This is a genomic window from Streptomyces sp. NPDC048057 (genome assembly GCF_040653095.1).
GTDB lineage: Bacteria > Actinomycetota > Actinomycetes > Streptomycetales > Streptomycetaceae > Streptomyces.
In genome coordinates this window covers 20,380-45,567 of record NZ_JBEZNF010000046.1, presented here as the reverse complement: position 1 = coordinate 45,567, position 25,188 = coordinate 20,380, and the positions used below count along the sequence as shown (strand labels likewise).

The 25,188-nt window shown below is 69.9% G+C and carries 19 protein-coding genes, 1 tRNA gene, 1 pseudogene and 2 CRISPR repeat arrays; of the genes and pseudogenes, 8 read left to right on the top strand and 13 right to left on the bottom strand.

Going from position 1 to position 25,188, the window contains the following annotated elements; translation table 11 throughout:
- Window positions 1-90: 90 nt before the first annotated feature.
- The 6 genes from AB0E05_RS34325 to AB0E05_RS34300 form a co-directional block, all read right to left on the bottom strand.
- Window positions 91-1,062 (bottom strand): thiopeptide-type bacteriocin biosynthesis protein, encoded by a 972-nt coding sequence (locus AB0E05_RS34325; RefSeq protein WP_361971108.1) that lies wholly within the window; start codon window positions 1,060-1,062, stop codon window positions 91-93.
- A gap of 53 nt (window positions 1,063-1,115) precedes the next feature.
- Window positions 1,116-2,282, bottom strand: a complete 1,167-nt coding sequence (locus AB0E05_RS34320) for a lanthionine synthetase C family protein (protein WP_361971106.1) — start codon at window positions 2,280-2,282, stop codon at window positions 1,116-1,118.
- Complete coding sequence (locus tag AB0E05_RS34315) at window positions 2,279-5,296, bottom strand: lantibiotic dehydratase (protein ID WP_361971104.1); 3,018 nt, start codon at window positions 5,294-5,296, stop codon at window positions 2,279-2,281. Before AB0E05_RS34315 ends, AB0E05_RS34320 begins: the two co-directional genes overlap by 4 nt.
- Before the next feature lie 62 nt (window positions 5,297-5,358).
- Entirely contained in the window at window positions 5,359-5,520 is a 162-nt protein-coding gene (locus tag AB0E05_RS34310) for an FxLD family lanthipeptide (protein WP_361971103.1), read from the bottom strand.
- Between the two features lie 75 nt (window positions 5,521-5,595).
- A complete protein-coding gene (gene fxlM, locus AB0E05_RS34305) occupies window positions 5,596-6,846 on the bottom strand; it encodes a methyltransferase, FxLD system (RefSeq protein WP_361971101.1) in 1,251 nt (416 codons plus the stop codon).
- Window positions 6,847-7,122: 276 nt separating this feature from the next.
- A complete protein-coding gene (locus tag AB0E05_RS34300) occupies window positions 7,123-7,635 on the bottom strand; it encodes an ATP-binding protein (protein WP_361971100.1) in 513 nt (170 codons plus the stop codon).
- A gap of 116 nt (window positions 7,636-7,751) precedes the next feature.
- Between AB0E05_RS34300 and AB0E05_RS34295 the strand changes: the two are divergent.
- Window positions 7,752-7,973, top strand: a pseudogene (locus AB0E05_RS34295) (helix-turn-helix transcriptional regulator); the annotation flags it as partial.
- On the opposite strand, the gene AB0E05_RS34290 reads toward AB0E05_RS34295, so the two are convergent.
- Entirely contained in the window at window positions 7,911-8,129 is a 219-nt protein-coding gene (locus AB0E05_RS34290) for a hypothetical protein (protein WP_361971120.1), read from the bottom strand. The pseudogene AB0E05_RS34295 and the gene AB0E05_RS34290 overlap by 63 nt on opposite strands.
- Window positions 8,130-8,204: 75 nt before the next feature.
- On the opposite strand from AB0E05_RS34290, the gene AB0E05_RS34285 reads away from it, so the two are divergent.
- Both AB0E05_RS34285 and AB0E05_RS34280 read left to right on the top strand, forming a co-directional pair.
- A complete protein-coding gene (locus tag AB0E05_RS34285) occupies window positions 8,205-9,218 on the top strand; it encodes a hypothetical protein (RefSeq protein WP_361971118.1) in 1,014 nt (337 codons plus the stop codon).
- Window positions 9,215-10,099, top strand: coding sequence for an aminoglycoside phosphotransferase family protein (locus AB0E05_RS34280; RefSeq protein WP_361971098.1), 885 nt, complete (start codon window positions 9,215-9,217; stop codon window positions 10,097-10,099). The genes AB0E05_RS34285 and AB0E05_RS34280 overlap by 4 nt, the downstream gene beginning before the upstream one ends.
- A gap of 36 nt (window positions 10,100-10,135) precedes the next feature.
- Window positions 10,136-10,695: direct repeats of the CRISPR family, unit length 29 nt; unit sequence GTTGCGAACCCTCCAGGGCTGATGACGAC.
- A gap of 285 nt (window positions 10,696-10,980) precedes the next feature.
- Here the strand turns inward: AB0E05_RS34280 and aspS are convergent.
- The 5 genes from aspS to AB0E05_RS34255 all read right to left on the bottom strand — a co-directional run bounded on the left by aspS (window position 10,981) and on the right by AB0E05_RS34255 (window position 16,952).
- A complete protein-coding gene (gene aspS / locus AB0E05_RS34275) occupies window positions 10,981-12,291 on the bottom strand; it encodes an aspartate--tRNA(Asn) ligase (RefSeq protein ID WP_361971096.1) in 1,311 nt (436 codons plus the stop codon).
- Window positions 12,292-12,657: 366 nt separating this feature from the next.
- Window positions 12,658-12,852, bottom strand: a complete 195-nt coding sequence (locus AB0E05_RS34270) for a hypothetical protein (RefSeq protein ID WP_361971094.1) — start codon at window positions 12,850-12,852, stop codon at window positions 12,658-12,660.
- Window positions 12,853-13,137: 285 nt separating this feature from the next.
- Window positions 13,138-14,856: a mobilization protein gene (locus AB0E05_RS34265; RefSeq protein WP_361971093.1), complete on the bottom strand. Its 1,719-nt coding sequence runs from the start codon at window positions 14,854-14,856 to the stop codon at window positions 13,138-13,140.
- A complete protein-coding gene (locus AB0E05_RS34260) occupies window positions 14,853-15,194 on the bottom strand; it encodes a plasmid mobilization relaxosome protein MobC (protein ID WP_361971091.1) in 342 nt (113 codons plus the stop codon). Before AB0E05_RS34260 ends, AB0E05_RS34265 begins: the two co-directional genes overlap by 4 nt.
- Before the next feature lie 702 nt (window positions 15,195-15,896).
- A complete protein-coding gene (locus AB0E05_RS34255) occupies window positions 15,897-16,952 on the bottom strand; it encodes a hypothetical protein (protein WP_361971089.1) in 1,056 nt (351 codons plus the stop codon).
- 369 nt (window positions 16,953-17,321) lie between these two features.
- On the opposite strand from AB0E05_RS34255, the gene AB0E05_RS34250 reads away from it, so the two are divergent.
- Window positions 17,322-17,522: a helix-turn-helix domain-containing protein gene (locus tag AB0E05_RS34250; RefSeq protein WP_361971087.1), complete on the top strand. Its 201-nt coding sequence runs from the start codon at window positions 17,322-17,324 to the stop codon at window positions 17,520-17,522.
- Window positions 17,519-19,030 carry a tyrosine-type recombinase/integrase gene (locus tag AB0E05_RS34245; RefSeq protein WP_361971085.1) on the top strand — a complete coding sequence of 504 codons (1,512 nt, stop codon included), beginning with the start codon at window positions 17,519-17,521 and terminating at the stop codon, window positions 19,028-19,030. Before AB0E05_RS34250 ends, AB0E05_RS34245 begins: the two co-directional genes overlap by 4 nt.
- 148 nt (window positions 19,031-19,178) lie before the next feature.
- A CRISPR array of direct repeats spans window positions 19,179-20,050; the repeat unit is 29 nt; unit sequence GTTACGAACCCTCCAGGGCTGATGACGAC.
- Between the two features lie 574 nt (window positions 20,051-20,624).
- Here the strand turns inward: AB0E05_RS34245 and AB0E05_RS34240 are convergent.
- Window positions 20,625-20,700: transfer RNA gene (locus AB0E05_RS34240), tRNA-Arg, on the bottom strand.
- A gap of 310 nt (window positions 20,701-21,010) precedes the next feature.
- Here AB0E05_RS34240 and AB0E05_RS34235 point away from each other — a divergent pair.
- From AB0E05_RS34235 to AB0E05_RS34225, 3 genes are all read left to right on the top strand, one after another.
- A complete protein-coding gene (locus AB0E05_RS34235) occupies window positions 21,011-22,603 on the top strand; it encodes a dynamin family protein (protein WP_361971116.1) in 1,593 nt (530 codons plus the stop codon).
- 5 nt (window positions 22,604-22,608) lie between these two features.
- The gene (locus AB0E05_RS34230; RefSeq protein ID WP_361971083.1) at window positions 22,609-24,495 is read left to right on the top strand and encodes a GTP-binding protein; all 1,887 of its coding nucleotides are present in this window, start codon (window positions 22,609-22,611) and stop codon (window positions 24,493-24,495) included.
- 164 nt (window positions 24,496-24,659) lie between these two features.
- Window positions 24,660-25,115 (top strand): single-stranded DNA-binding protein, encoded by a 456-nt coding sequence (locus tag AB0E05_RS34225; protein ID WP_361971114.1) that lies wholly within the window; start codon window positions 24,660-24,662, stop codon window positions 25,113-25,115.
- Window positions 25,116-25,188 lie beyond the last annotated feature (73 nt).

Here is a 25,188-nt window from a genome sequence, read left to right as displayed (position 1 = left end):
CACAGCCATCTGGCACAACTGGACCACCAACGCCAAGATCAAACGCTCTCTAATCGCTTACGACCACTGACAGCATTCGGACTCATTCATCTAGGTTGTGCAGTCGGCGTCAGAGCTGAGAGTCGCTTCCCTGGCGGCCCTCGCCAGGAGCCCCTGCTGCTCCGACGGCATGCCCATCCTGTTCCAGTGGAAGAGAACCAGTCGTTCCACGACGCTACGTATCCCTCGGGCAAGTTCCCCATCATCCCGCGCAGCCCCAAGGCACTTCCCGCACTCGGAGAAGTCCCTCAACCACCCTTCAACCTCAGCCAGAGGTCCGTTCACCCCCACAAGGCCGCCCGTCGCTCCGGTGTCGAGCAGGAGCAGTCTGCGAACGGCGGGTCGCAGCACCCTGAACTGTTCTCCCAGCGCATCACTCGGAACAGGGCGGCTCTGTTCCACACGCCGCCATACATCGCCTTGCTCCGCCCACTCCAGACCTGCGCCGCGCATCAACGCGCTGAGGAGCAGCAGGGAAAGCTCCCTCCGGCCAAGCGAAGGGTACTTGGGCGCCCCCTCTATGCGTCGACCGGCGTGGTCCAACAATGCGCGGCTGTCCGCGTGGAAGAGACGGTGGGCCACCTCCATGCCGACTGGGCCGCCGAACGCGTACGTCTCGGGCTCGTAGATCGACTCCCGCCACCCAACGGCAGCGTCGGCGGTCACCATGGCGTCGAGCGCCGAGGACATCAGGGCTCTCACCGAATCTGTGGAGGTCGAGGGTCCGGGGCGTACGCGGAAGCGCCAGCAGGGGGACTTCCGGACGAACCACCACGCCGAGATGAGGCCGTCGGACTCTGCCTGGCGAAGGTGGGGCCACAAGCCGGTGACCACAGCGTGCTCGGCCGCGTGCCAGTCGCTGAACTGCACTTGCACCTGGTACCAGTCCGGCCTTTGACAGGCGTCCAGCGCGGCCCACCCCGCGGACCTGTAGAGGGCGACTGCGTCCTTGAGGCACCGCGGGCTCAGACACGCTCGGGCCGCCGCGACGTCGATGGACGTGCCGCCGAGGACTGAGAGCACTGCTCTTTCGACTTCGTGGGGCGACGGCTGCACAGCGCCCTCCTCCGGTGCCGTCAGGTGATCAACAGGCAGGTGTCCCAGTCCGAGGTCGGGACGGCCGTCGGGGCGGTAGCCAGGGCGAGCGCGACCCCGGTCGGGCCACCGAGGAACCCCTCAGTACGTGCTGGCTCCTGCTCCAAGAGCAGGCTGTGCAGCCGAGCGATGGGGGCGGCGAAGGCGCCGGGCGGGGCGTCCTGCGCGGCGCGACGGGCGATCTGGAGCAGGCCCGCCGTGCCGTGACACAGGCCGGCGTCCTGCACTCCGGCCAAATGCGCCGGCTCGGTGAAAGCACGGACGAGCACGCCCTCGGCCATGCGTTGACGTTCGGCGTCACCTACGGCCAGGGCGGCGAGTTGCTGCGCACGGGCCAGGCCGGAGGATCCGTAGCACCACGACGGCGGAGGGGAACCCGAGCCGGCGACGCTGCCTACGCGGTGCTCGGGGAGGGTGAGCCAGCGCGGCCACCAGAAGCCCAGCGCGCCCTCCCCGCGGATGGCGTCCAACCACGCGCAGATCCTGCCGATGGCCTCGGCGTGGCCGTCCACCGTGATTCCCTGGCGCATCGCGAGGGCGAGCAGGGACAGGGGGCCGGCGATGCCGTGGGCCATGCCGACGTTCGCGTGACCGTCGGTGAAGGCGAAGCCGTCCGAAGAACTCACGGTGGGGCCGTGGCCGACCCACCATCCAGGAAGCCGGTCGGGATGGCCGGGCAACGGTCGCGTCAGTCGTACGAGATAGGCCAGGACTTCGGGCAGTCGCGATCCCCGAGGGTCCCGGCGCAGCCAGTAGGCACCGAGCCCCGTCAGGCCGTACAGCACGTCGAACTCCGCCGCCCGCGGCCTCACAGAGCGATCGATCCTGGCGTTCGCCAGAGCCAGGCGTCGGTCCGTCACGGTGGCGACGGCGGCGTCGAGGGTGCTCAGAGCCCTCGCGTAACGATCGGTGCCGCCGGCGGCGGTGTGGAGAGCGAAAGCGACGGCCGGCGCGCCGAAGAACAGGGACGCGTCCTCCCCGGCGAGCAGGCCGTGCGCCGTGACCGTCCGCAGGAGTTCATGGACGGCGGCCCAGTCCTCGGTGCCGTTCTGTGCCCGCTCGATCAGCAGCAGCGCGTCTCCGACCGCTCCCCGGGAGAGGGACTGGGCGCGGGCTGCCGTACCCGCCGCAGCCTCTTCGGTGCTCACGCGCGCCCTCGCGCCCGTTGGGACAACCAGGACAGAGCTGTGGCGCGGGTGAGCCTTCGACACTGCCGTTCGCACTCCTCGTCGATCCCGAAGACCCGGATGTGGTGCATGTGGAGGAGGGAGGCGAGTACGGAATCCGGGTCCAACTCGCAGGCGGATTCGAGCTGGAGCCGATAGCTGCGCAGGGCGCCCCGACGTTCGGCCCACGCCGTGGCGACGTCACCCGGCACCCCACCGGGCACTACGAGTCGACGAGCCTCCATCAGGCCGGCCCTGGAGAGCGCCGGCCCCGTGGCACGGGTCAGATGCCGGGTCAGCCAGTGCATTCCGGACTCGGTGTCGCCGACGAAGGCGGTGGTCAGATCGACCAGACTCGCGGCGGTCGCGGCCTGCCGGTGGAGACCGTGGCCGGGGGCGAGTTCGGCGACGGCGGCCACGGAGTCCGTGGCGAAGGCCGCCTCGGCGGCCGACATGACCGAGCCGGTTCCGTATCGACCGTTCTCCGGGTAGTACGTGTCCCACTGGAGACGGCTGGCGACGCCTTCGCCGCGCAGCGACTCCACCCAGGCGGTCACGTGCTCGACGGTCTCCCCGAAGTTCGACGACGCGTCGAGACGGAAGCGGAGGCGTAAGTGGGGGTCCGGGTCCCGGTAGCGGACGAACCACCACTCGGGCGGCTCGGCCCATGCCTCGAAGAGGCGAGGCAGGTGCGTGACCAGAAGGGACTCGACACGGTCCGGGTGGCCGTACACCTTCGCGTACGCCCAGGTCCCGCGTCCCGGAAGGTGCCCGTCGGTGTTGCTCGCCGTACGGACGGCAGGCGGGGAGGGTGCGGGTGGTCGGGTGGAGGCGAGCGCCAGCGTGATCTCGTGGGGACGCCCGTCGAACCAGCCGTACGCCGTCGCCTCCGGTGCCTCGTGCAGGGTGGCGTGTCCGGCGCGCGCCAGCTCGTCGCGTACGAGCCGGCGGTGGTCGTCCCGGCCCAGGTCCAGGCGGAGGCGCTGGTCGGAGTCGCCGAGGAGGACGTCGTCCGGCACTTGGTACCGAGCCCGCCAGGAACGGAAGCCCGCCCAGCCGGATTGCTCGGACAGATCGGCCGCGGACATGCGCCAGCGCGCGGCGGAGAGCACGGTACGGCCGTGCCGAATCCGGGGGAGATACGGGAGACGGCCGGCCGCTCCCCACGAGAAGGGCGCGAGGACGGCGGCCCTGGAGCGCGGGACCTCGTACAGGAACCGCACCAGAGGGTGGGTCACGTTCGTCAACTGGACGGCGTTGAAGACGGCCGGCTCGACGGCCCGTCCGTGGGCGAGTGACACGAGGGACAAGCCTTCGGCGTCGCCGCGCACCGCCAGGTCGTCCAACGCCATGCCCTCGTGGTGCTCGGCGAGGGAGATGACCTCGGGCAGTACGAGGGGCGCCCGGCTGACGTTCTCGGTACGCGGCCACAGGGGAGGGCTGGAGAGCTGCGCACGCACCGCGTCCCTGCTGATCGTGGGCAGCGTGGCGTACGTGGAGGTGAAACGGTCGTGATCCGTTCGGTCGAGAAGGTCGATGAAGCGTCCCGTCATGGTTCCCGCGGCCAGGGAGAGCCCCTTCGCCACGAGTTGGAACGCTCCCCGGTCGAGCGCGGTCCGGGAGGGGGACCGCAGGTGGAAGCAGAACTCCACGTGGGCGGGCAGCCGTTTCGGAGGGCCGACCGAGAGGCCGTCGAGGTCGTGGTCGGCGAGGACGACCTCGCGGGTTCCCTCGGCGGTCGCCCGCTGGACCAGCGCGAGGACCCGCTCGTCCTGTTCGGTGAGGTGGGCGTCGGGCTTCTCCAACACCGACCCTCGGTACCCGGCCGGGAAGCCGAGCCCTCGGCCCGGGTCGGTGAGCTCCCGTACGGGGACGACCGCACCGGGGCCGTACCGTTCCAGGAACCGACCGTGGTAGTCGCGCCACACGGGCGGGCCGTACGGGAACGGGCTCAGCCGGACGATGGCGCCCATCGCGCGCTCGGCCTCGCGCGCCACCTCTTCGGGTAGTACGAGATCGCAGTCCAGCCGCAGGTCCACGGCAAGGGGTTGTTCGACGACGCGGCTCAGGGAAGCCATCTGCCTGGCTGCCGACGCACGGTGCTCAGCTTGCGCGGAAGAAGCTGCACGGTTGTGGCGCGCGAGCGACTCCTGGATCTCGTGGAGGCGGCGTACCGGTTCCGCCACCGTTGGGATGGTGTCCGCCTGCACGGAGGTCAGTTGCTCTGTGATCGCCCCGAGGGCGTCCGTGACCGTCATGGCCGGTCGCAGTCCAGTGACCAGGACCCGGTGGGCGACGAGTTCAGCGAGCAGCTTCTCGACGACCGACGACGGCACTCCCGGATACTCCGCGGCGATCTTCTCCAGCAGGGCGCCGGCAGGCAGCGGCGTTCGAGCGGCGTCCAGCGCGATGTCGACGGCCCGGGTACGGCGCAGGCACACCTCGGCCGGTCCGTCCCCGTGGGCCGGAGGCCGTTGTTGATGGGGGACGACGAGCTGTCCATCGCGGACGAAGCAGGTGGTGTCGGCCATGACGGACAGGCGGCGCAGCAGCTCGGGGGCCGCCTCCAGAGCGGTGACCACGTCCGACAACCAGACCGCGTCGGCACGGGCGACGGCGTGGTGCTGGCCGCCCCAGCGCAGGGAGGTACGGGGACCGAAGCGCGCCGGGGCGACACCGGCGAACAACCCGAAGGGGGTGGCCCGGTGCCGCGTGCGCAGGAGGTACCGGGCGAGTGCGGCACCGGCCCTTCGGATCTGCCGAGGGCGCTCGACCTCTCCGTCGCATATCGCGTCGACACGGCGGGCGAGGACCGGGCTCGCGAACGCGACGGCATCGGCGAAGGGCCGGTCTCCCCAAGCTGCCTTGAGCCACTCGCGCCACCGTTCCGCAGTCTCCTGCGTGTCGTTGGACAGGGCGAGCGGCGGTGTGGAATCGCCTTCCGGAACGTGGGTCGTCGCGCGGACCAGGAGGGCATCGGTGGATCGGTACACCACGTCTCCTCTCAGGAGGAACGGGGCTGGTGCCCGGGCCGGCCGGCCCGGGCACCAGTCGGGGTTCAGCCGCTCACACAGGTGCTGTTGGAGCAGGCGCTCTCGCAGGTGCTGGTGCAGTTGTCGCTGGTGTCGTTCATCAGCTCGGGGATGATCCGGCCCTGTTCGACGACGCTGATGTCCAGGTCGAAGTCCGACGGGGACAGTGCTGTGGTGCTGGCTTCCATCTCGGGTTTCCCTTCCTTGGGGACATGGGTGGTGTGGTGGTGCTGCTCTCTCGGCCCTCGCGCAACGGGACGTCGTCAGGGCCAGGAGACGGTGACTCGCGTGTGTCGCTTGTCGATCACGCGGCCGGCGGGGAGAAGTTCGTCCGGTGTCCCCGCGGGGTGGGCTTCGATGCGTGCTCGATCCGAGCGGTGTTCCTGGTCCCAGGTCCGGATCTCCTCGGCCAGCCGCTCGGCGACATCTTTGGCGTGCGGCCCGTGTCCGTACACCCCGAACTCGAAGAGGGTCCGCTCCTCGTCCACCGGCCGTACGGTCCGGTAGGCGAAGCTGTCGCCGACGGCGAGCGTCGCCACGCCGATCGGGGAGACGGAGGCGACGATGCCGCGCGTGCGGGCGCCGGGCTTGGCGCTGAGGAGCGTGAAGTCGTCCAGGGCGGTGGCCAGCCACAGGTCGAGGTTGTCGTTGGGCTCGTAGCCGCCGATGGTCACGCCCGTCCACACTTCCGTGCGCGGTTGGTGCAGGGCCTTCCGGAGGAGATGTGCGTCGAGCTGCTGCCCGTCGTCCAGCTTGAGCGTGACCTCCTCGCCGGCCGCTTCGTGGAGCAGGGCGAGTCGCATCCGGTTCTCACCGACGCCCTGCATCGGGACGAAGCCGCACAACTCGTAGTCCCTGCTGACGAGGTGATCTCCGACCCGGTCGAAGGTGACCGACCGCGTGAGCCCCCGCATCCGCAGCGGGACCACGATCCGTCCGCCCTCGGCGAGCTGCTCCACCCACGCGGGTGGAACGTCCCAGGCGCCCACGGTGACGACGATCCTGTCGTACGGGGCGTGCTCCGGTACGCCTCCCTCACCGTCGGCCAGGACGACCTTCACGCGCTCGTAGCCGGCCCGGGCGAGGAGCCGTTCGGCGCGACCGGTGATGTCCGGATCGATGTCGGCGGTGGTCACCTGGCCGTCGGCGCCGACCAACTCGGCGATGTACGCGGCGTTCTGCCCGCCCGAGCCGATCTCCAGGACTCGATCGCCGGGTCGGATCCGAGCCTGCTCAAGCATCATGGCCTGGACCCGCGCCGCGGAGACGGAGCTGATGTCGACGCCGTCCTCGTCCTTCTTGGTGACCAGGGCGTACTCGGCCGCGTATGCCTTCTCCAACGGCGCCTCGGGCGCGAAGACGTGGCGCGGGACCTTGCGGAGCACGCCCTCGACCTCAGCGGTGCGGACGGCTCCGAGCTCCCGCAGCTTCTCGATCATCTCCTCACGGAGCCGTTCGACTTCCACGGCGGGCGGGTGAGCGGCGGGTTCCGTCAAACGGGGCAGATCGGACACCTGGTGTCTCCTTCTTCTTGCTCGTCAAGCGGTGTGCAGTGGCCGGTCGAACGACGTCGGGGGGAGACCGAGCAGAGTCACCTTCCCTCTGTGCCCGACCGCGGTTGTCCTGCCGTTCGAGCGCCAGGATCCGTCGTTCCTGACGCGGACGACCGACGACCCGGGGAGCGTGTCCGGCCGTCTTCGAGGGGTCCCGCGCGGCTGGAACGCGTACTGCAAGGTGGTCAAGGAGGCGGGGCATTCCCTCCGTGGCCGGGGGGAGAGGCAGCGACATGCTCAGCAGCGTTCCTTCCCGAGCGGTGGTGCCTCGGTCTCCGGATCCGGGCAGTGGAACCGCGCCCAGACGTCCTTGCCGTCCTTCTTCACCGAGACGCCGAAGCCGTCGGCCACCGATTGGACCAGGAGCAGCCCGCGCCCGTCCTCGGAGGCGTCGTCCAGTTCGTGGGGCTCCGTCGGCGGGGTCGTGTCCGCGTCGGTGACCACCGTGACGAGGGCCTCCGGAATCCGCACGATCAGCAGCGTGGCGTTCTTCGCCGTGGCGTCGCGCGGATCCACGGCGTGGTCGAGGACGTTGGCGAGCAGTTCGGTCACCACCAGGACCACCCGGTCGGGGAGGTCTCCCAGATGAGCGGTTCCCCACAGCTCCAGATGCGCCGCGACGATCGAGCGGACGACGCCCAACGCACTGGGCGTCAGGGCCAGGTCTATGGACAGGCTGCCGGAAGCGGTGGACGTCCGAGCGCGCACGCTCGGCGGCGACAGCGGCGTCGCCGTGGGAAGCTCGGCCATCCTGGTGCACTCCGTTCCGTCAGGAGCACAGCACCGAAGGTTGGTTGCGGTGTGTACTGGACTGGAATCAGTGAGCCACCATTCAGTCAGTCCGACGCAGGAATGTGCAGATCCCGATGCCGAGGGTTGCGCACCTCGGCATCACGACTCGGGGCAGAGGTATGCCACAACCGGAGAAGAAGCTGAATCCCGGGGGTTCCCCTCGGAACTGGTACGGGACAGAACTGCGCCACCTGCGCAAGCAGGCCCGGCTGTCCGCCCGTCAGTTGGGCCGATTAGTGCAGGTCAGCGATGACGTCATCCTCCAGATCGAGCACGGGAAGTATCCCCATTGCCGCCTCGAACTCGCCCGCTCGCTGGACGAGGTCCTGGAGTCCGGAGGCGTACTGGAACGCGCCTGGGAAATGGCCTTCCGGAAGCCGGACGCCGAGGAAAGGCACGCCGATGCCGAGGAACACCGGCCGAACGCCGGTGACCAGGGCGTTCAACGGCAAGAAGGGCGCATCCTGGGGAGAGCCGTCTCGTCTGCCCCGCTTGCCCCGCCTGCTTCGAACGGGAGTCCTGAGCCAGTGGATCGCCGCGTCTTCCTCTCCGCCAGCACCATGGCGGCCCTCGCCCCGCTCGACCTCGCCCGGATCGTCGCACCGACGACGCCCTACGAACTGCCGTCCGCCATCACCCCCGTACACATAGACCAGATCGTCGCCGTCGCCGCGAACCTCAGCGTCTGGGACAACCGCTTCGGCGGCGGCGGGCTGATCGGCGAGATGGGAAGCCGCGCGCTGGAGTGCGCGGTCGGCCTGCTCTCGGTCCCCTGCCCGGCCGGTTTGCGGACCGAACTGCTGACCGCCGTGGCACGACTGGGCATGGTCGTCGGCGCGACGCGCTTCGACGCACACGCGCAGGACGACGCCAGAGTGGCGTTCAAGGTCGCAGCCGACTGCGCCGAGGAGGCCGGCAACTGGCACCTGCGTGCCAAGACGTACTCCTTCCTCGCCCGCCGGGCCGTCTGGATCGGAGATCCCGACGACGGCCTGACGCAGGCGGAGAAGGGGCTCGTGCGCGCCGACCGGATCACGGCCACCGAGCAGGCCATGCTGCACACGGCCCGCGCCAGGGCCTTCGCCAGGATGCGCGACGTCCAGGCGACACTGTCCGCGGTGGGTGCCGCCGACGAAGCCTTCTCCCGGTCCCGCCCGCAGGAGGACCCGCCGTGGATGGCGTACTACGACGCGGCACAACACGCGGGAGACACGGCCCACGCTCTCTTCGACCTCGCCCTCGCCGGGCAGGACCCGGCAGAAGCGGGCAAGCGGTTCCAGCGCGCCGTCCGAGGCCACGGCGATGCGTACGCCCGGTCACGCGCTCTTTCACGGACGAAACTGGCTTCGTTGGTCATGGCCAAGGGGGACCCGCGCGAGGCGGCGGTCATCGGGCATCGAGCACTCGACGAGTCGGGCCGACTCACCTCCCGCCGGGCGGCCGACGACCTCCGCGAACTGGCGCGCCTCGCCGGCAGGCACCCCAAGATCGGGGAGGCGACCGACCTGAGGGACCGGATCGCGGCGGCGCTGCCCGTATGACGATCACAGCTCCCTCTGGGCGCACGGTCTTGGAGGAGGCGTGCTCCACCGTCGGCCTTCGGGCCGAGGGCGCCGAAGCGCTACGGATCGCCGAGAACCAGGTCTGGCGCATCCCCGGGCGTGTGGTCGTCCGTATCTCCCGGCCGGGGCAAATGCGGGCGGCCGAACGGGAGGTACGCGTGGCCCGGTGGTTGGCGGGCAACCGGGTGCCCGTCGTCCGACCCGTGGACGTCGACCAACCGGTCGAGGCGGCAGGCCATCCCGTCACCTTCTGGGAGGAACTTCCGTCACACGAACCCGGGACCGTGATGGACGTGGTCGCCGTACTCAGACAGATCCATGCCTTGGCTGCGCCGACGGACTTCGAACTGGGCCGACTGGACCCGTTCGTCCGACTGAAAACCCGCATCGAGGGCGCGCGAACGCTCTCGGCAGACGACCGTGCTTGGCTGGAGGCCCGGCGTGTGGATCTCCGAGCCGGCTGGGCTGCTCGGCCTCCCGGCAGCCCGGAGTGTCCTGTCCACGGGGACGCCTGGGTTGGCAACGTCGTGCGCACGGCTGACGGGCTCACGCTGATGGACCTGGAGCGGTTCTCCGTCGGTCCGCCGGAGTGGGATCTGGTGTCCACCGCGGTGAAGTTGCGGACGACGGGGTCGATCACGGCCGGGGAGTACGCGGAGTTTTGTCGGGCTTACGGGGTGGATGTCACCGAGTGGGAGGGGTACTCACTCCTCGCGGGCATCAGGGAACTCCGCATGGTCACGTATGCGGCCTTCCACGCGGCGAGGCACCCGGAGTGGGCGGCACAGGCGCAGCATCGGGTGGACTGCTTGAGGGGGCGGGGCGGGCCTCGGCCGTGGCGGTGGCGGGGGATCATGTAGGTCCTGGTTGTTGGGGGTGTCGCTTGTGGGGTGTTGAGGGTGAGCCCTCCGGGGCTGATGACGACTACGACTGCTGGCACCACGGCAGGGCGCGTGATGCAGTTGCGAGCCCTCCAGGGCTGATGACGACCGGACACCCGGGCGTGGCCCGCGCCGACAACACCGTGTTGCGAGCCCTCCAGGGCTGATGACGACGGACTCCGTCCCTGTGCACGCCTGCCCCGGCCCCGAGTTGCGAGCCCTCCAGGGCTGATGACGACGACACCACGAGCACACTGCTCGAACTGGGGGACATGTTGCGAGCCCTCCAGAGCTGATGACGACAGGTCGCCGAGGTGGTCGCCACCACCGTGGCCAGCCAGTTGCGAACCCTCCAGGGCTGATGACGACTCGCCGCCCTCCACGTCCGCGCCCACCCCTCCAGATCCGTCTGCCTGTTGCGAACCCTCCAGGGCTGATGACGACTGCCGCGGACACCGTGGCGGGCGAGATCGCCCGCACGTTGCGAACCCTCCAGGGCTGATGACGACGGTACGTGCTGCGGAAGGCATCCCTCGCCCAGAAGATGTTGCGAACCCTCCAGGGCTGATGACGACCCGAGGGTAAAGTCGCAGGTCAGGGTCCATTGCGGACCTTCTCGGAAGGCCATTTTTGCAGCGACTCGACGATGATGCATCTGCGCAGGTCAGAAGGTTCATTGAGCGTGTGCTGGTCCTGGGCCACGCCCCAGGACCGTTTGCGGGCAGCCTGGGCCTGCTGGTCGCGGTGCCAGGTGGTGGCGAGTTATACCAGATGGGGCGGAGGCTCACTAGTGCGATCAGCGGCAGCGCGTCCCGCGACACAGACGGTATTCCATGTCGCGGGACGCGGTCCGCCGCTGGTTACGGCGTGAGCCGGTTCGGGCCGCGGAAGAGGAAGGTCGCTTCGCGGATGGAGTCCAGGCCGAGCATGACCATCAGGACACGGCCGAGTCCCATGCCGAGTCCGCCGTGCGGCGGGCAGCCGTACCGGAACGCGTTCAGGTAGTCCTGGAGCGGCTCGGCGCTCATGCCCTTCTCTGCGGCCTGCTTCAGCAGTGAGTCGTAGCGGTGTTCTCGCTGGGCGCCGGTGGTGACCTCCAGTCCCTTCCACAGAAGGTCGAAGCTCAGGGTCACGCTCGGGTCGTCGGCTGGCCGCATGTGGTAGAAGGGCCGGATGCCGACCGGGTAGTGCGTGATGAACACGAACTCGTGGCCGGTGGCCTCCTGGATGTGCGCTGAGATGCTGCGCTCGCCTTCGGGGTCCAGGTCCTCCTTGATCCCCGCCGGGTCCCAGCCGCCCTCGCGCAGGATCTTGTGCGCCTCGGCCATGGTGATGCGGGGGAAGGGCGTGGTGGGGACGGTGACCTCGACGCCGAAGTGCTCGGCAATCGCCTCACCGTGCGCGTCGGCGACCTTCGTGATCGCGTGGGCGAGCATCTGCTCCTCGAACGCCATGACGTCCTCGACGCCGTCGATCCAGGCGAGTTCGACGTCGACGCCGGTGAACTCGGTGGCGTGCCGGGAGGTGAACGACGGCTCGGCGCGGAAGACCGGCCCGATCTCGAAGACCTTGTCGATCCCGGCTGAGATCGCCATCTGCTTGTAGAACTGCGGCGACTGCGCCAGGTAGGCGCTGCGGTCGAAGTAACCGAGCTCGAACACCTCCGCCCCGGACTCCGAGGCCGTCCCCATGAGCTTGGGGGTGTGCATCTCCGTGGCGCCCTGGGCGTACGCGTACTCGCGCATTCCCTGCTCCAGCGTGGTCTGCACAGCGAACATCAGCTGGGCGGCGGGACGCCGGCGCACGTCGAGGAAGCGCCAGTCGAGCCGTTGCTCCAGGCCGGTGTGCTCGTCGATCGGCAGCGGGGTGGCGGCCGGGTTCAGGATCTCGACCGCCTCGGGGACGATCTCCAGGCCGCCGAGCTTGACCTGGGCGGCGTCGACGACGCGGCCGGTGATGCGGACGGCGGACTCGGGAGTGAGGGCTTCGAGCAGGGCCTCCAGCGGCCCGTCGTCGCGCTTGTGGGTCACCTGGACCAGACCGGTGCTGTCCCGCACGATGACGAACTGCATCTTGCTCTGTAGGCGGAGGGTGTTCACCCACCCGCAGACGGTGATGGTGTGGCCGACGTGTTCTCGCAGGTCGGAGACGTGTACGCGGCTGTGGATCATTTCGGTCCTCCGAAGGACGTCGTCATGATCCCTTGGGAGTGCGGGCGAGAAGGGCAACTCGCGGTACCACCGCACTTTCGCCGCCACCAGGTGGCGGCCTCGTTCGGACCCGGTCACGGGGGTCGGCCGGCGGGGCATTGGGCCACCGGATGTGGCCATTCCTCCCCGCGCTCAGGAGGGTCTTCACCTCGGAGCGCAAGACCGCCTTCCCAGCTACCGGCGGCTCTCTCTGCTCGCGTGATCCTCGGCTACTTGTCTCCGTCAACGCGTTGCCCAGCAGGATACGGATCCCGCGCCCACGCCGGCAATTACATACGGTCGGGGAGCGACCCAGCTGTATTCGTATTGGTGTCTCTGCTTACGTGCTCAGCCCTCGCGTGGGCGGAACTTGTCGGCGCCTGTAGCGATGATGCCGCAGAGTCGGTCGTATTCGAGGAGGTCCTCGTCGGTCATGAAGGGGACGAGGGCTTCCGGGTGTTGGATGGCGTACTTGTGCAGGATCTCGGCGAGTTCGTGCGCGGCTGCCGCAGCTTCGGTTCCTGCTTTCGGGGTTGTGGACATGGACGTCGGCGGCTTGGAGTTCTTCGATGGTGGCGTCACGGACGATGGCCTGTTCTTCCTCGGTGAAGAGGCGTCCGTCGAGGTGGCGGAAGACGAGTGAATCTGCAGGGCGCTCGAAATCGGTGTCGAACAGCAGGGCCATCACGTGAAGGCGAGGGGTGGAGGCGGGCACGGGGAGTTCTCCTTGACAGGGCGGGCCGGTTTCGGTGCGTTCATGGTCCGGAGAATCCCCGGTGTGCCCAACCGGGGATCGTCGGCTACCTTTGGCGGCTCGGATTTCGCGGTTCAGCGTTGTCGCGGGGAAGTATTTGTGGGCCTGGTCCCGATTTGCGCCACTCGTTTCGGCGAGGTAACAACGCGGGTGCCGTGGGCGCGCTGGCCCTGGGAGTTCTCGGGATCTGCGGGGAGGTCTGCCATCCGCCGTAGCCGCCACACGAGCACGTCGCCGATCTGGTCCGCCGATTCCAATTCCCGTCGCCTGGCGGCTTCGGTGAGCAGGGTGGTGGGGTTGTGGCCGGCGCTCTGGGCTTCGTTGAGGGTGGCGGCGAGGGCGGGCCAGCCGGGTTCGGTGAGGATTCGGTCGGCCAGCTCGGGCAGGGCTTGGCGTACGGCGGTGGCGTGGTGGCGCTGCCAGGCTGGGGCCAGGCGAGCGCCCCGTTGGTGGAGCAGGGCCATCGGGTGTTCGGCGGCGGCTTGGTAGGCGGCGCGGAGGTGTTCGGCGGCCTGTTGGGCGGCTTCGGCCTGTTGGGCGTGCTGCTTCTTGGCGTGCCAGTGTGCGGCGGCGGTGATCAGGAAGATGAGCATGTCGAGCGCCATGGCCGTGGTGGCGCTGTCCTCGCCTCGGCCGAGGGCTGGGCCGCTGTGGACGAGGTCGCGGGCGGCTTGGCGAAGGGCGTGGTCGTGGCCGCGTGCGGCGCGGGTGTGGGAGCGGGAGGCGCGCTCGAACGCGGTGGCGGCTGCTTGTAGTTCGTGGCGGGTGTGGGCGGCGGAGGTCTGGGCGAGGGCGTCGAGGACTTCTCCGGTGGCAGCGATCTGGGCGGCGATCACGTTGTCGTTGCCGTGGTCGATGACGAGCAGCGCCTGCCAGGCGGCGTTGGTGGCGTGTCGGCGTGCGGAGGCGGGTCCGGTCGCGGACGGCAGGGCCGGCTGCTGGGTGGTGTCGTCCGAGGTTGGGGTCCAGCGTTCGCGGATGTGGGGCAGGGAGAGGTCCGGGGCGAGCTTGGAGCCGGAGTAGAAGACGGGTTCGCCCTTTGCGTTGCGGTCACCGGGGAGGGCGACGGTGTAGCCGAGGGTGTCGCCCGACGGTGCGATACGGCGCCGGGTGAGCAGGCCGGCCGTGGCGAGGCGGTCGAAGAACTCGTCCTCGCTCGCCGTGCCGGCCACCGAGCGGCGGACCGTCTCGCGCAGTTCCTCGCGTGGGGTGCGCTGCCGGCGATGGCGGTCGGCTTTGTGGCGTTCCGCGCTGGTGGGGCGCTTGGCGGCGGTGCCATCGCCCGGCGTGACCCGGCGCAGCCCGTAGTCGGCTTCGACGTGGCGGGCCTCGGTTTGGGCGCGGCGGGCTTCGTTGTTCAGGCGGGGCCGTCGTCCGTCGTCGCGGACGAGGGTGGCGATGATGTGGATGTGGTCGTCGGCGTGCCGGACGGCGGCCCACCGGCACGCTGTTTGGTCGCCGTCGGGGGCGATGCCGGTGGCGGCGACCATGCGACGGGCGATGGCTGCCCAGTCCTCGTCCGACAGGACCGGGTCCTCGGGCGCGGCCCGCACCGACAGGTGCCACACGTGCTTCTTCGGGCGTCGGCCGGCGGGCAGGGCGTTGACGGGCTGGTCGAGCAGTCGCTGGAGCTGCTTGTGGGTGGCCTGCGGGTCGCGGCCGGGGTCGGGGGTGAGCGGGTCGAAGGCGGCCACCAGATGCGGGTCGGTGTGTTCCTCGTGGGTGCCGGGGCCGTAGAGGTACCGGATCAGTCCGATCGTCTCGCTGCCCCGCTTGTGGATGCGGGGGATCACGCCGGGGCACCGCCGTCGCGGTGGGCGAGCAGGGCATCGGCGGCATCCTCCATACGACGGGCCGCGCCCAGGACGACCTGAGCGGTGGCGTCGAGGTGGGGTGCGTCGGCGCCGGAGTTGAGGGCCTTGGCGACCTGGTTGAACAGGCCATGCATACGTCCCAGATGCCGTCGGGCGGCGAACAGCTCGTCGATGACTTCGCGTTCGGTGGCGATCTCTGCGGCGGTGCGGTTCAGGTCACGGGCGGCCTTGTCGACGGCGTAGGCGAGGAAGGAGGCGTTGGTCATCTGACACTGGGCGGCTGCGTCGGTGAAGCGCTTGAACTCAGCGTCGTTCATCCGGCAACTGGGCTGGTTCAGACGCTTGCGGTGCGTCGGCTGTCGGGCACGCTGACGACGCCGTGAGAGGGACTCGGCCGGCCGTTCCCCTCCAGACTGCGGTCCGCCCTCGGCCGCTGCCTGCCGACCCGGTGCCCCCTGGCGCCGGGCTGCTCCCGCCACCCCCGGGGCGGGAACTTCGGGAGCATTGCTCCCGGGACAACTTGCTCCGCCCGGGGCAGGGAGGTGGATCGCCAGGGCGGGGTCGGGGTGCTGGTCGGGCTCATCGTGCATGTGGTCTGTCTCCGTCAGGGTTCGTTGAAGAGGCGATGTTGGGGCTGATGGTGAGCGGGATTGGTCCGCGGAGCCGGCAGAGGCCGTTCGTGGTTCCGGACCAACGACGTGATCGGCGGGTGCGGGAGCATGATGGTCCGGTCCGGAGAGTTGGTCCGCGGTCCGGAGAATGATGGTCCGAGTCCCGGGACCAGGCTTCAGCTGGCCAGAGAAGCCGCGCTGACCTGCGCAGAGTCTGGTCCGCACGGACTGGTCCGGTCCGCGCGGACCACATGGGTACACAGCCGTACGCACGTGGTCCGGGACCATCTGTGTGGACCGGCCGTCGACTTGGTCCCGGACCAGGCCGTGTGGTCCCCAAGCCCGGTCCGGGACATCCGGGGCGCGGTCCCGGACCGATTCCGGTGGGGACCGACGAGAGAGCGGTCGTCAGTCCTCCGGTGGCGGCTCCATCGGGATTCCGAAGGACCCCGTGGGTGGATTCGGGTTCAAGAACGGAACGTGAGCGTCGGGGCTGGGGCGCGCCACGCCCCTGTCCTCGGTTGGCGCGTTGACGATCTCGTTCACCAGGCTGGGAAGGACGTGTGGTTGGAGACCCTTCGTGCGTAGCCGGCCCAGGGCCTTGCGCAACACCTCGGGTTCGAAGCCTTCGTTCAGCAAACCGTCCGTCCGCCGCTCCAACTGCTTGATCACCTCACGGGGCGGTGGCTGGGCGCAGTCGGCCGCGTATTCGGCGACAAGGTTCTTGGATGAGGCGGGGGAGGGGCCGGGCGCGGGCGCAGGGCGCCCCGTAGGAACAGATCCAGGATCCAAGATCCTAGATCCAGGCAGTGAGCCCTCACTGAGGGCTCCGTGAGCTGGTGGTGAAGTCTCATGGAGGCCCGCTTGACCTGCGAGTTCTCTAGCTGGTGAGGCCGTGCCCTCTTCTGGGGCGGCGGGGCCTCGGGCGGGCGGCGGTGCAAAACGCGTGTGGACTCCGGTCGTGACCGCGCCGGGCGGAGAATCGGGCGAATCCGGATGAGTCGGCCCTCCGTGAGGGCTCACTGAATGGCTGGTCGTGTCGCCATTCGCACGGGGTGAGAAGGCCGTGCCGTCGGCGGGGCACCGGGGTGACCGGCACCGCCCACAGTGCTGCGCGGTCTGGTGCGCCGGACAGCGGGGAAGCCGCGACTCGGACGGGCGGTTGATCTTCTGGTGTCGATCCCAGGTGACGATGTGCAGCCACGTGCGTCCGTCGCAGCCGGTGTACCGGCAGATCAGCCCGGTCTCGGCGAGCTGCCGCAGATCCTCCTCCACATCGGTGGCGGTGTGATCCGGACGCAGGGCCCACAACCGGCCGGTGATGATCGCGGCGTTGTCCCGGAAGCGGCCGGAGTCGTCGGCCTGGGTGAGCAGGCCGAAGAACGTCAGTGCGGCGGTCACGCTCACCGAGGCGAGGTCTTCGGACTCAAAGGCTTCGGGCTTGATGGTCCGTATTCGGGACAAGGCGGAAACATCCTTACCCGGCGGGCGAGACCCGCCGTTTGTCAAGGGGAATCGAAGGGGACAGAGGGACGACAACACAGCCACACCCATCCCTGGAAGTCCAGACCTATCTCCAACGGCAGAAAGGTGGGTGCGGCGTCATGGGGATGTCGAAACGGTAGGGCACGATCCCCGGCTGCCGAAATCAACGGCTTCGAAAGTGGTTTGGACTGACGCGAGGGGGCGCCTTATAGCACTGGATCCCCGGTTAGCGAAACCGGGGATCCTCCCTACCGTTGGTGGAGTACGAGCAGATCAGCCGCCCGATGCTCAGGCCGGACACTCGGTCCACCGTGCGGCGATCGCCACTCCCGAACCCCGAGGAACCACTTGACGCTTCCCATCCGGCGCCTCCCTGACAAGCTCACCATCGACGAATTCTGCGCCGACCTGGCGATCTCCCGATCGACCTTCTACGACTGGCGGAAGAAGGGAACGGCCCCACGCTGCATACGCATTCCCAACGGGGCCCTGCGCATCCGGCGTGCCGACTACGAGAACTGGCTGACCGACCGCGAGGAACGCGCGTGAACAACCGGTTCTTCAAGGTTCGCTTTTACGCCACGGAGGTCTACCAGGGAAAGCGCAAGACCAGCTACACCGTCCGTTGGTCCGTCAACGGAAACCGCCATGGCCAGAGTTTCGCGACGAACGCGCTCGCCGAGTCCTTCCGCGCCACTCTGCTCGTGGCCGCGAACAACGGCGAGCCCTTCGACCCGGGCACCGGCCTACCCGTGTCACACACCCCGCCCGCCGCCGAGGCCACCTGGTACGAGTTCGCCCTCCAGTACGTCGACATGAAGTGGCCGCGCATCTCCGCCAACAACCGCAAGAACACCGCCAAGGCCCTCACCAAGGCCACCCTCGCCCTGCTCCGCACCGACCCGCCGGACCGGTTCGACCCGGTCGAGGTGCGTCGCGCACTGCGCGAGTACGCCTTCAACAAGCACCGTCGCGACGAAGCCCCGCCCGAGACCCGCGTCATCCTGGCCTGGATCGCCCGCAACTCCCTCCCCATGAGCGCCTGGGAGGACGCCAAACGGGTCGATCGGGTCCTCCACGCGCTGGACACCCTCCTCGACGGCAGCCGTGCCGCCGCCAGTTCGACCAAGCGCGAACGACGCATCCTCAACGTCGTCATGAAGTACGCCGTCCGACAACAGGTCCTCACCGCCAACCCGCTGCCCAAGGGAAAGGACAACGACACGACGGCCAAGGTCACCTCCGCCGTCGACAGACGCTCCCTGCTCAACCCCACCCAAGTCGCCGGTCTCCTCGCCTGGATCGCCGACCGGCCCCGTACCGGCCACCACCTCCAAGCCTTCTTCGCCACCCTCTACTACGCCGGGCTGCGCCCCGAGGAGGCCGTCGCCCTCCGGGTCGACGTGGCCACCCTGCCCGCTGACGGCTGGGGCGAACTCATCGTCCACACCGCCGAACCCGAGGTCGGTAGTCGTTGGACCGACGACGGCCAAGTCCACGAGACCCGACACCTCAAGGGCCGTGCCGAGGGCGACACCCGCGTCGTCCCCGCCCACCCGGCACTCGTCGCGACCCTTCGTGACCTGATCAAGGAGGACGGTCTGAAGCCCGGAGACCTCCTCTTCCCCGGCGAGAAGGGCGGGCTGCTCGCCGGATCCGTCTTCCGCCGCGCCTGGAACAAGGCCCGCAAGGCCGTACTCCCACCCCACGCCCACGCCTCGCCGACGGGCAAGCGCGTCTACGACCTCCGCCACACGTGCTTGACGACCTGGCTGAACAACGGCGTCCCACCAGCCCAGGTCGCCGCCTGGGCCGGCAACAGCGTGCCCGTGCTGCTCTCTACCTACGCCCGCTGCGTGACCGGTCAGGTCGCCGAACTTCAGCAACGCGTCGAAGGTCCCCAACGGCTCCCTGAGACCTCCCCGACGCAGACAGGCCCGCCTCGAAACTCCGGGAGGACCTCAGGAAGAACAGCCGCCACGAGCCGCCCCCAACCCGGCCTCCCGGCCGTCCTGAGGGGGCCTTCGCCCGGGCGAGCTCGCCGGCCTAACCGCTGAATGCTTCGGAACGGCGAGGACGCCCCCTGTACGGGGGGCCAGTGGCCCCACGGCGGAATCTCGAAGTTGCGGCCAAGCTCTGAGGAGGCGTTTGGCCGTGCGGGCGGCTGATGACGGCCTTCGCCGTCTTCCACAATGATCCGGTCGCTTTGCGAACCCTCCAGGGCTGATGGCGACTCGTGGACCAGTCCAAGTACTGGGCGTTCAAGGTTGAGTTACGAACCCTCCAGGGCTGATGACGACGGACGGCGTCGGCCTCGTCACCGCCTTCGCACACACGTTACGAACCCTCCAGGGCTGATGACGACAGGAGGAACAGGCGTTCCTCGCCGCCCGCCGCGCGGGTTACGAACCCTCCAGGGCTGATGACGACCTCCGACCTGATGGCCGCCCACCCCGGCCGGACGCGGTTACGAACCCTCCAGGGCTGATGACGAGCGGCGCCCGGGCCTACGTCCTGCTCGACGGTGTCGGGTTACGAACCCTCCAGGGCTGATGACGACTTGGACCTTCACGGCGGGCAGGGCGGCGTACGGGGGTTACGAACCCTCCAGGGCTGATGACGACGGCGTGCTGCCGGGCTGATGGCCGAGTCGATCATGGGTTACGAACCCTCCAGGGCTGATGACGACATCGCAATGCTCAGGACTGGCGGGCGATCGAGACGCGTTACGAACCCTCCAGGGCTGATGACGACGTGGAGTTGAGGCCGTTGCGGAGCACCGGCAGCACGTTACGAACCCTCCAGGGCTGATGACGACCCTTCGGTGGGGTGCTTGTGCTGCCCTTCGCCGCCGTTACGAACCCTCCAGGGCTGATGACGACGCGGAAAACGGTCTCGTGCGCCGGCCGGTAGAAGTCGTTACGAACCCTCCAGGGCTGATGACGACATCAGCACCCGACCTGTCCAAGCTGCTGCGCGCCACGTTACGAACCCTCCAGGGCTGATGACGACCGAGGCAGGCGAGTGGAGGACGGCCGCGGTCAAAGCGTTACGAACCCTCCAGGGCTGATGACGACCCGAGGGTAAAGACGCAGGTCAAGGTCCACCACGGCCCCTCCCAGAAGGCCATTTTTGCAGCGACTCGACGATGGTGCATCTGTGCAGGTCAGAAGGTTCATCTAAGCCTGCTGGCGCTGGGGTGCGGACCCAGGAGCATGGCCCAACTGCCCCCAACACGAAGCATTCACCATCGCAGAGGTCCCTGCAGTCCTGACCGCCATGGCCGCCCTCGTCCGGCTCCGCACCGACCCGCCGGACCGGCTCGACGCCGTCACGTAAGTCGCCCGCTGCGCGAGCACGCCTTCGACAAGCTCCGTCGCGACGACACCCCACTCGACACCCGAGCCGCCTCCGTCGTTGACCGGCGGCCCCCGCAACGGCTCCCGAGACCCGCCCAACACGGAGAGACCCGTCCCCAAACTTCGGGAGGATTTCGGGAAGAACAGCCGCCACGAGCCGTCCCCAACCACCCGCAGCCGGACTCCCGGCCGCCCCGAGGACGACTCCACCTGAGTCGTCACCAGGCACTCACCGCGCTCGCCAAGCGCATCTGACCAGCAAAAACGCCCTCCCGTAACGGGAGGGCGCCAGTGGCGCCCCCGGCAGGACTCGAACCTGCGGCCAAGCGCTTAGAAGGCGCCTGCTCTATCCACTGAGCTACGGGGGCCGGGTGGTGGTCACGGGTAAACGGAGCGTGAGCGTCCGTGGCCGTGCCGGGGACAAGGATAGGGCTCCCGTCGCCTTGACCCCGTTGCTTCGCCTGCGTGGCTCGATGTGGAGGTTCGGTGAAGCGAACCGATAATCGCAGGCAGGTGCGATTCCTGCATCGCTTTTCGCGCCTCTTCTCGCGGGTGTTGTGCACTCGTTATGCCTGCGCCCCACTCATCCCCTCTGTCCCTTGTGTCCGATCGGCGCGCAGGCGCGGTCATACGCTTCAAAATGGCGCAAAAATTGGGCATTCTTCGCATGTGGTGACCTTGGATGCACGGCCTCAGCTGATCGACGCCCTGACCGCCCTCCGTGACCGTGTCTCTGCCGTGCGTCTTCCCCTGCCGTTGCCCGGGGCGCCGCGGGCACGGCAGACGCGGGACGAGTTGTTGGCGCAGCTCGACGACTACCTCGTGCCGCGGCTGCGGGACCCGGCCGCGCCGCTGCTCGCCGTCGTCGGGGGGTCGACGGGGGCCGGGAAGTCGACGCTCGTGAACTCGCTCGTGGGGCGGCGGGTCAGCGAGGCGGGGGTGCTCAGGCCGACGACGCGTACGCCCGTGCTCGTCTGCCACCCCGACGACCAGCACTACTTCTCCGGCGCTCGGGTGCTGCCGCAGCTCACCCGGGTGTGGCTGCCGCACCAGGAGGAGACCGACGAGGGCGGGGCGCCCCGGGGGGCGGGGAGCGAACTGCGGGTGGAGAAGGCGTCCTCGCTGCCGCGGGGGCTCGCGCTGCTCGACGCGCCGGACATCGATTCGCTCGTCGTGGAGAACCGGTTGCTCGCCGCCGAGCTGATCTGCGCGGCCGACGTGTGGGTGATGGTGACCACCGCGTCCCGGTACGCCGACGCCGTGCCGTGGCACCTGCTGCGTACCGCCAAGGAGTACGACGCCACGCTGATCACCGTGTTGGACCGGGTGCCGCACCAGGTGGTCACGGAGGTCTCCCGGCAGTACGCGGCGCTGCTGACCAAGGCCGGGCTCGGCGAGGTGCCCCGGTTCACCATCCCCGAGCTGCCGGAGTCCGCCGGCGGCGGCAGCGGGCTGCTCCCCACGACCGCGGTCGCGCCGCTGCACGCCTGGCTGGCGCACCGCGTGCAGGACCCCGCCGCACGCCAGCAGGCGCTCGAACGCACCGCGACGGGCGTGGTGAACTCCCTGAACGCACGGATGCCCGCGTTGGCTTCCGCCGTCGCCGGGCAGTACGCCGCGACCGTACGGCTGATGGGGGCCGTGGAGGAGGCGTACGACAAGGAGCGCGCGCGGCTGGACAAGCAGCTCACGACCGGGGCGGTGCTCTCCGGGGACGCGCGCACGCGGTGGCGCGGTTTCCCCCGCGACAGCACGGCGGGCGAGGTGCTGGACTCGCTCGCCGGCAGCCTGTCGGCGCTGGTGCAGTGCGCCGTGGCCGCCGCAGAGGAACGCGTACGGGAGGTCTGGCGCAGGGACGCCGCCGCGGGCGGGGTGGCGTCGGAGCGACGACCCGACCCCGAGGCGACCGAGCGGATGGGAATGGCCGTCCGACGGTGGCGGCGGGAGCTGGAGGAACTGGCCGACGAAGAGGTGCGCGGGCTCGAACTGAACCCGGCGCCCGACCCGGAGACCGTGGCCGCGCTGCTCGCCGCCGCACTCCTGGGCGGGCGGCGCGCCAAGGGGGCGGGCGAGAGGCTTGCGGAGCGCATTGGGGCACGGGGTGCATTGAGGTTGCGCGACCGGGGCGCCGAACTGCTGGCGGGCTGCATCGACTCCGTACTCAACGGCGCGCGGGACGCCCGCCTCGCGCCCCTGGACGCCCTCGACGTGTCGCCCGAGCCGCAGGCCGAGCTGATCGCCGCGCTGTCCCTACTGCAGAAGGTGAGGTGACGGCGATGACCGCCATCATGGAGGGCGACGGGAAGAAAGAGGAGCAGGAGGGGGAGCGGTGCTGGGACGACGGGCTGATCGCGCGCCGCAAGCCCGGATCGGACGTCGAAGTCGCCGACCCCGCCGCCGTCGACGTGACGGACGACGACTGCGTCGGCACGGGCGAACGAGCAGATGAGGGGGCGGCGGACGACGGGGTGGAGGTCCTCGTCGGGGCCGATTACGGCCGGCCCCTGCGCACCCGTCTCGAAGCGCTGCGCGAACTGGTCGGCCTGTCCCGTACGCGGCTGGAGGAGGGCTCGCTCGCCGAGGCCGGGCGGGTGCTCGACGAGGCCGTGGCACGGCAGCGGTTGTCCGCCCGGCACACCGTCGTCGCCATCGCGGGCGCGACCGGAAGCGGCAAGTCCACCCTCTTCAACGCGTTGGCCCAGGTGCCGCTGTCGGAGACCGGGCTGCGCCGGCCCACCACGTCGGCGCCGATCGCCTGTAGCTGGTCGGAGGGGGCCGCGGGGCTGCTGGACCGGCTGGCCATCCCGCCGCGGCTGCGCCGTCGGCCGCTCGCGGGCGGCGCGGAGGAGCTGTCGGGACTCGTCCTCGTCGACCTGCCCGACCACGACTCGGCGCTGGTGAAGCACCGGGAGCAGGTGGAACGGGTGTTGGCGCTGGTGGACGCGGTGATCTGGGTCGTCGATCCGGAGAAGTACGCGGACGCCGCGCTGCACGAGAGGTACCTGCGTCCGCTCGCCGGGCACGCCGAAGTCACCTTCGTGGTGCTCAACCAGGTCGACCGGCTGCCGGGTGAGGCCGCTGACCAGGTGCTGGACGATCTGCGCCGGCTCCTCGACGAGGACGGCATGGCGGTCGGCGAACACGGCGACCCCGGCGCCACGGTGCTCGCGCTCTCCGCGCTGTCGGGGGAGGGGGTCGACGAACTGAGGGAGGCCGTCGGGAGCTTCGTCCAGGAACGGACGGCGGCGGCCCGCCGGCTGTCCGCCGACGTGGACGCGGCGGCCCACGGTCTGCGTGCGGCGTACGTCGCGCACGGCCGTACGGGTCTCGACGAGCGCTCCCGCGAGGACTTCGCGGCCCGGCTCGCCGAAGCGGTGGGGGCGGAGGCGGCCGGAGAGGCGGCCGAGCGGGCGTGGCGCCGGCACGCGGGGCGGGCGTGCGGGACCCCTTGGCTGCGGCTGTGGCGCTGGTACGAGCGCAAGCGGGTGCCGGGCGGTGCGCCGCCCTCGTCCCCGGTGCCGACGGAGGAGGAGCTGACGGCCCGGCAGCGGGTGGAGCAGGCGGTGCGCACGGTAGCCGACGAGGCCGCCGCGGGGCTGCCCGCGCCCTGGGCGCAGGCCGTACGCGAGGCTGCGGTCCGCGGGGCGGACGGGCTGCCGGAAGCCCTCGACGAACTCTCCGTACGGGAAGCGGCCGTCACGGCGAAGAGGCCGCTGCGGCCGGCGTGGTGGCCCGCCGCCGTGCTGGCGCAGGCGTCGATGACGCTGGTGCAGATCTACGGCGGGCTGTGGCTGGTGGGGCAGATCGTGGGGGTGCTGGAGCCGGGGCTCATCGTGCCCGCGCTGCTGATGCTGGCCGGGATCGTCGGCGGGCCGCTGGTCGAGTGGGCGTGCACGGTGGCGGTGCGGGGGCCGGCGCGGCGGTACGGGCAGGACGCCCAGCGCCGGCTGCGGGAGGCGGCTGCCGCGTGCGGTCGGGCGCGGGTGCTCGATCCCGTCGCGGGGGAGCTGATGCGGTACCGGGAGGTGCGGGAGCAGTACGCGACGGTTGCCGGCCATGCGCGTACGGGGCTGGGGGGAGCGCGGGGCGTCAGTGGCTCGGGGAGCGGAAGGGGAGCGGGTGGTGTTCTGGGGGTGACGGGGTTTTCCACAACTCCCCGGTAGTCCACAGGCTTCGGCGGGGTTCTTCCATCGGATCCACCATGGAGTTCCGGTCGTCGCGGTGGGCGAGGAGCCTGCGGAGCGCGGACGGCGTGGAGGGAACGACCGGAGTAAACGGAAGCCCGGAAGGGCTGGACGGCTGGACGAAGACGGGGGAGGTGGCCGTCGTGCACGACACGATGGTGACGGTGGTGGGCAATGCCGCCACGGCGGTGGAGTACCGGGAGTCGGCCCACGGCGCGATGGCGCGGTTCCGGATCGCGGTGACGCCGCGGCGCTGGGACCGGCAGCGCGAGAGCTGGGCCGACGGGCCCACCAGTTTCTACACGGTGGTCGCGTGGCGCGGGCTCGCGGCGAATGTGGCGGGCTCCGTGTCGGTGGGCGATCCGCTGGTGGTCCACGGCCGGCTGCGGGTGCGCGAAGGCGATCGGGGCGGAGACGGAGCGGATGGTGCATTCGGGGCGTACGGCGAGGCGCGGGAAGGCCCCCGGGAGGGGCCGCGGCGGACCTTCGTGGACATCGACGCCGTCGCCGTGGGACACGATCTGACGCGCGGCACTTCCGCATTCCGACGCGTGGTGAAGGTGGCGCCGAAATCGGATATTCCGGAAGCGGTGTCATGAGAGCGGGATGGGGCGTCGATGGCCCCTCGTCGCCCCATCACCTCGTTCACCTGGCGTTTGTCGCTTCCTTGCC

What these genes read in the sequence shown, in the direction of transcription:
- AB0E05_RS34310 (WP_361971103.1), bottom strand. Translation starts at nt 5,520, where the DNA reads ATGGAAGCCAGCACCACAGCACTGTCCCCGTCGGACTTCGACCTGGAC.
- AB0E05_RS34300 (WP_361971100.1), bottom strand. Translation starts at nt 7,635, where the DNA reads ATGGCCGAGCTTCCCACGGCGACGCCGCTGTCGCCGCCGAGCGTGCGC.
- AB0E05_RS34280 (WP_361971098.1), top strand. Translation starts at nt 9,215, where the DNA reads ATGACGATCACAGCTCCCTCTGGGCGCACGGTCTTGGAGGAGGCGTGC.
- aspS (WP_361971096.1), bottom strand. Translation starts at nt 12,291, where the DNA reads ATGATCCACAGCCGCGTACACGTCTCCGACCTGCGAGAACACGTCGGC.
- AB0E05_RS34270 (WP_361971094.1), bottom strand. Translation starts at nt 12,852, where the DNA reads ATGTCCACAACCCCGAAAGCAGGAACCGAAGCTGCGGCAGCCGCGCAC.
- AB0E05_RS34260 (WP_361971091.1), bottom strand. Translation starts at nt 15,194, where the DNA reads ATGAACGACGCTGAGTTCAAGCGCTTCACCGACGCAGCCGCCCAGTGT.
- AB0E05_RS34230 (WP_361971083.1), top strand. Translation starts at nt 22,609, where the DNA reads ATGACCGCCATCATGGAGGGCGACGGGAAGAAAGAGGAGCAGGAGGGG.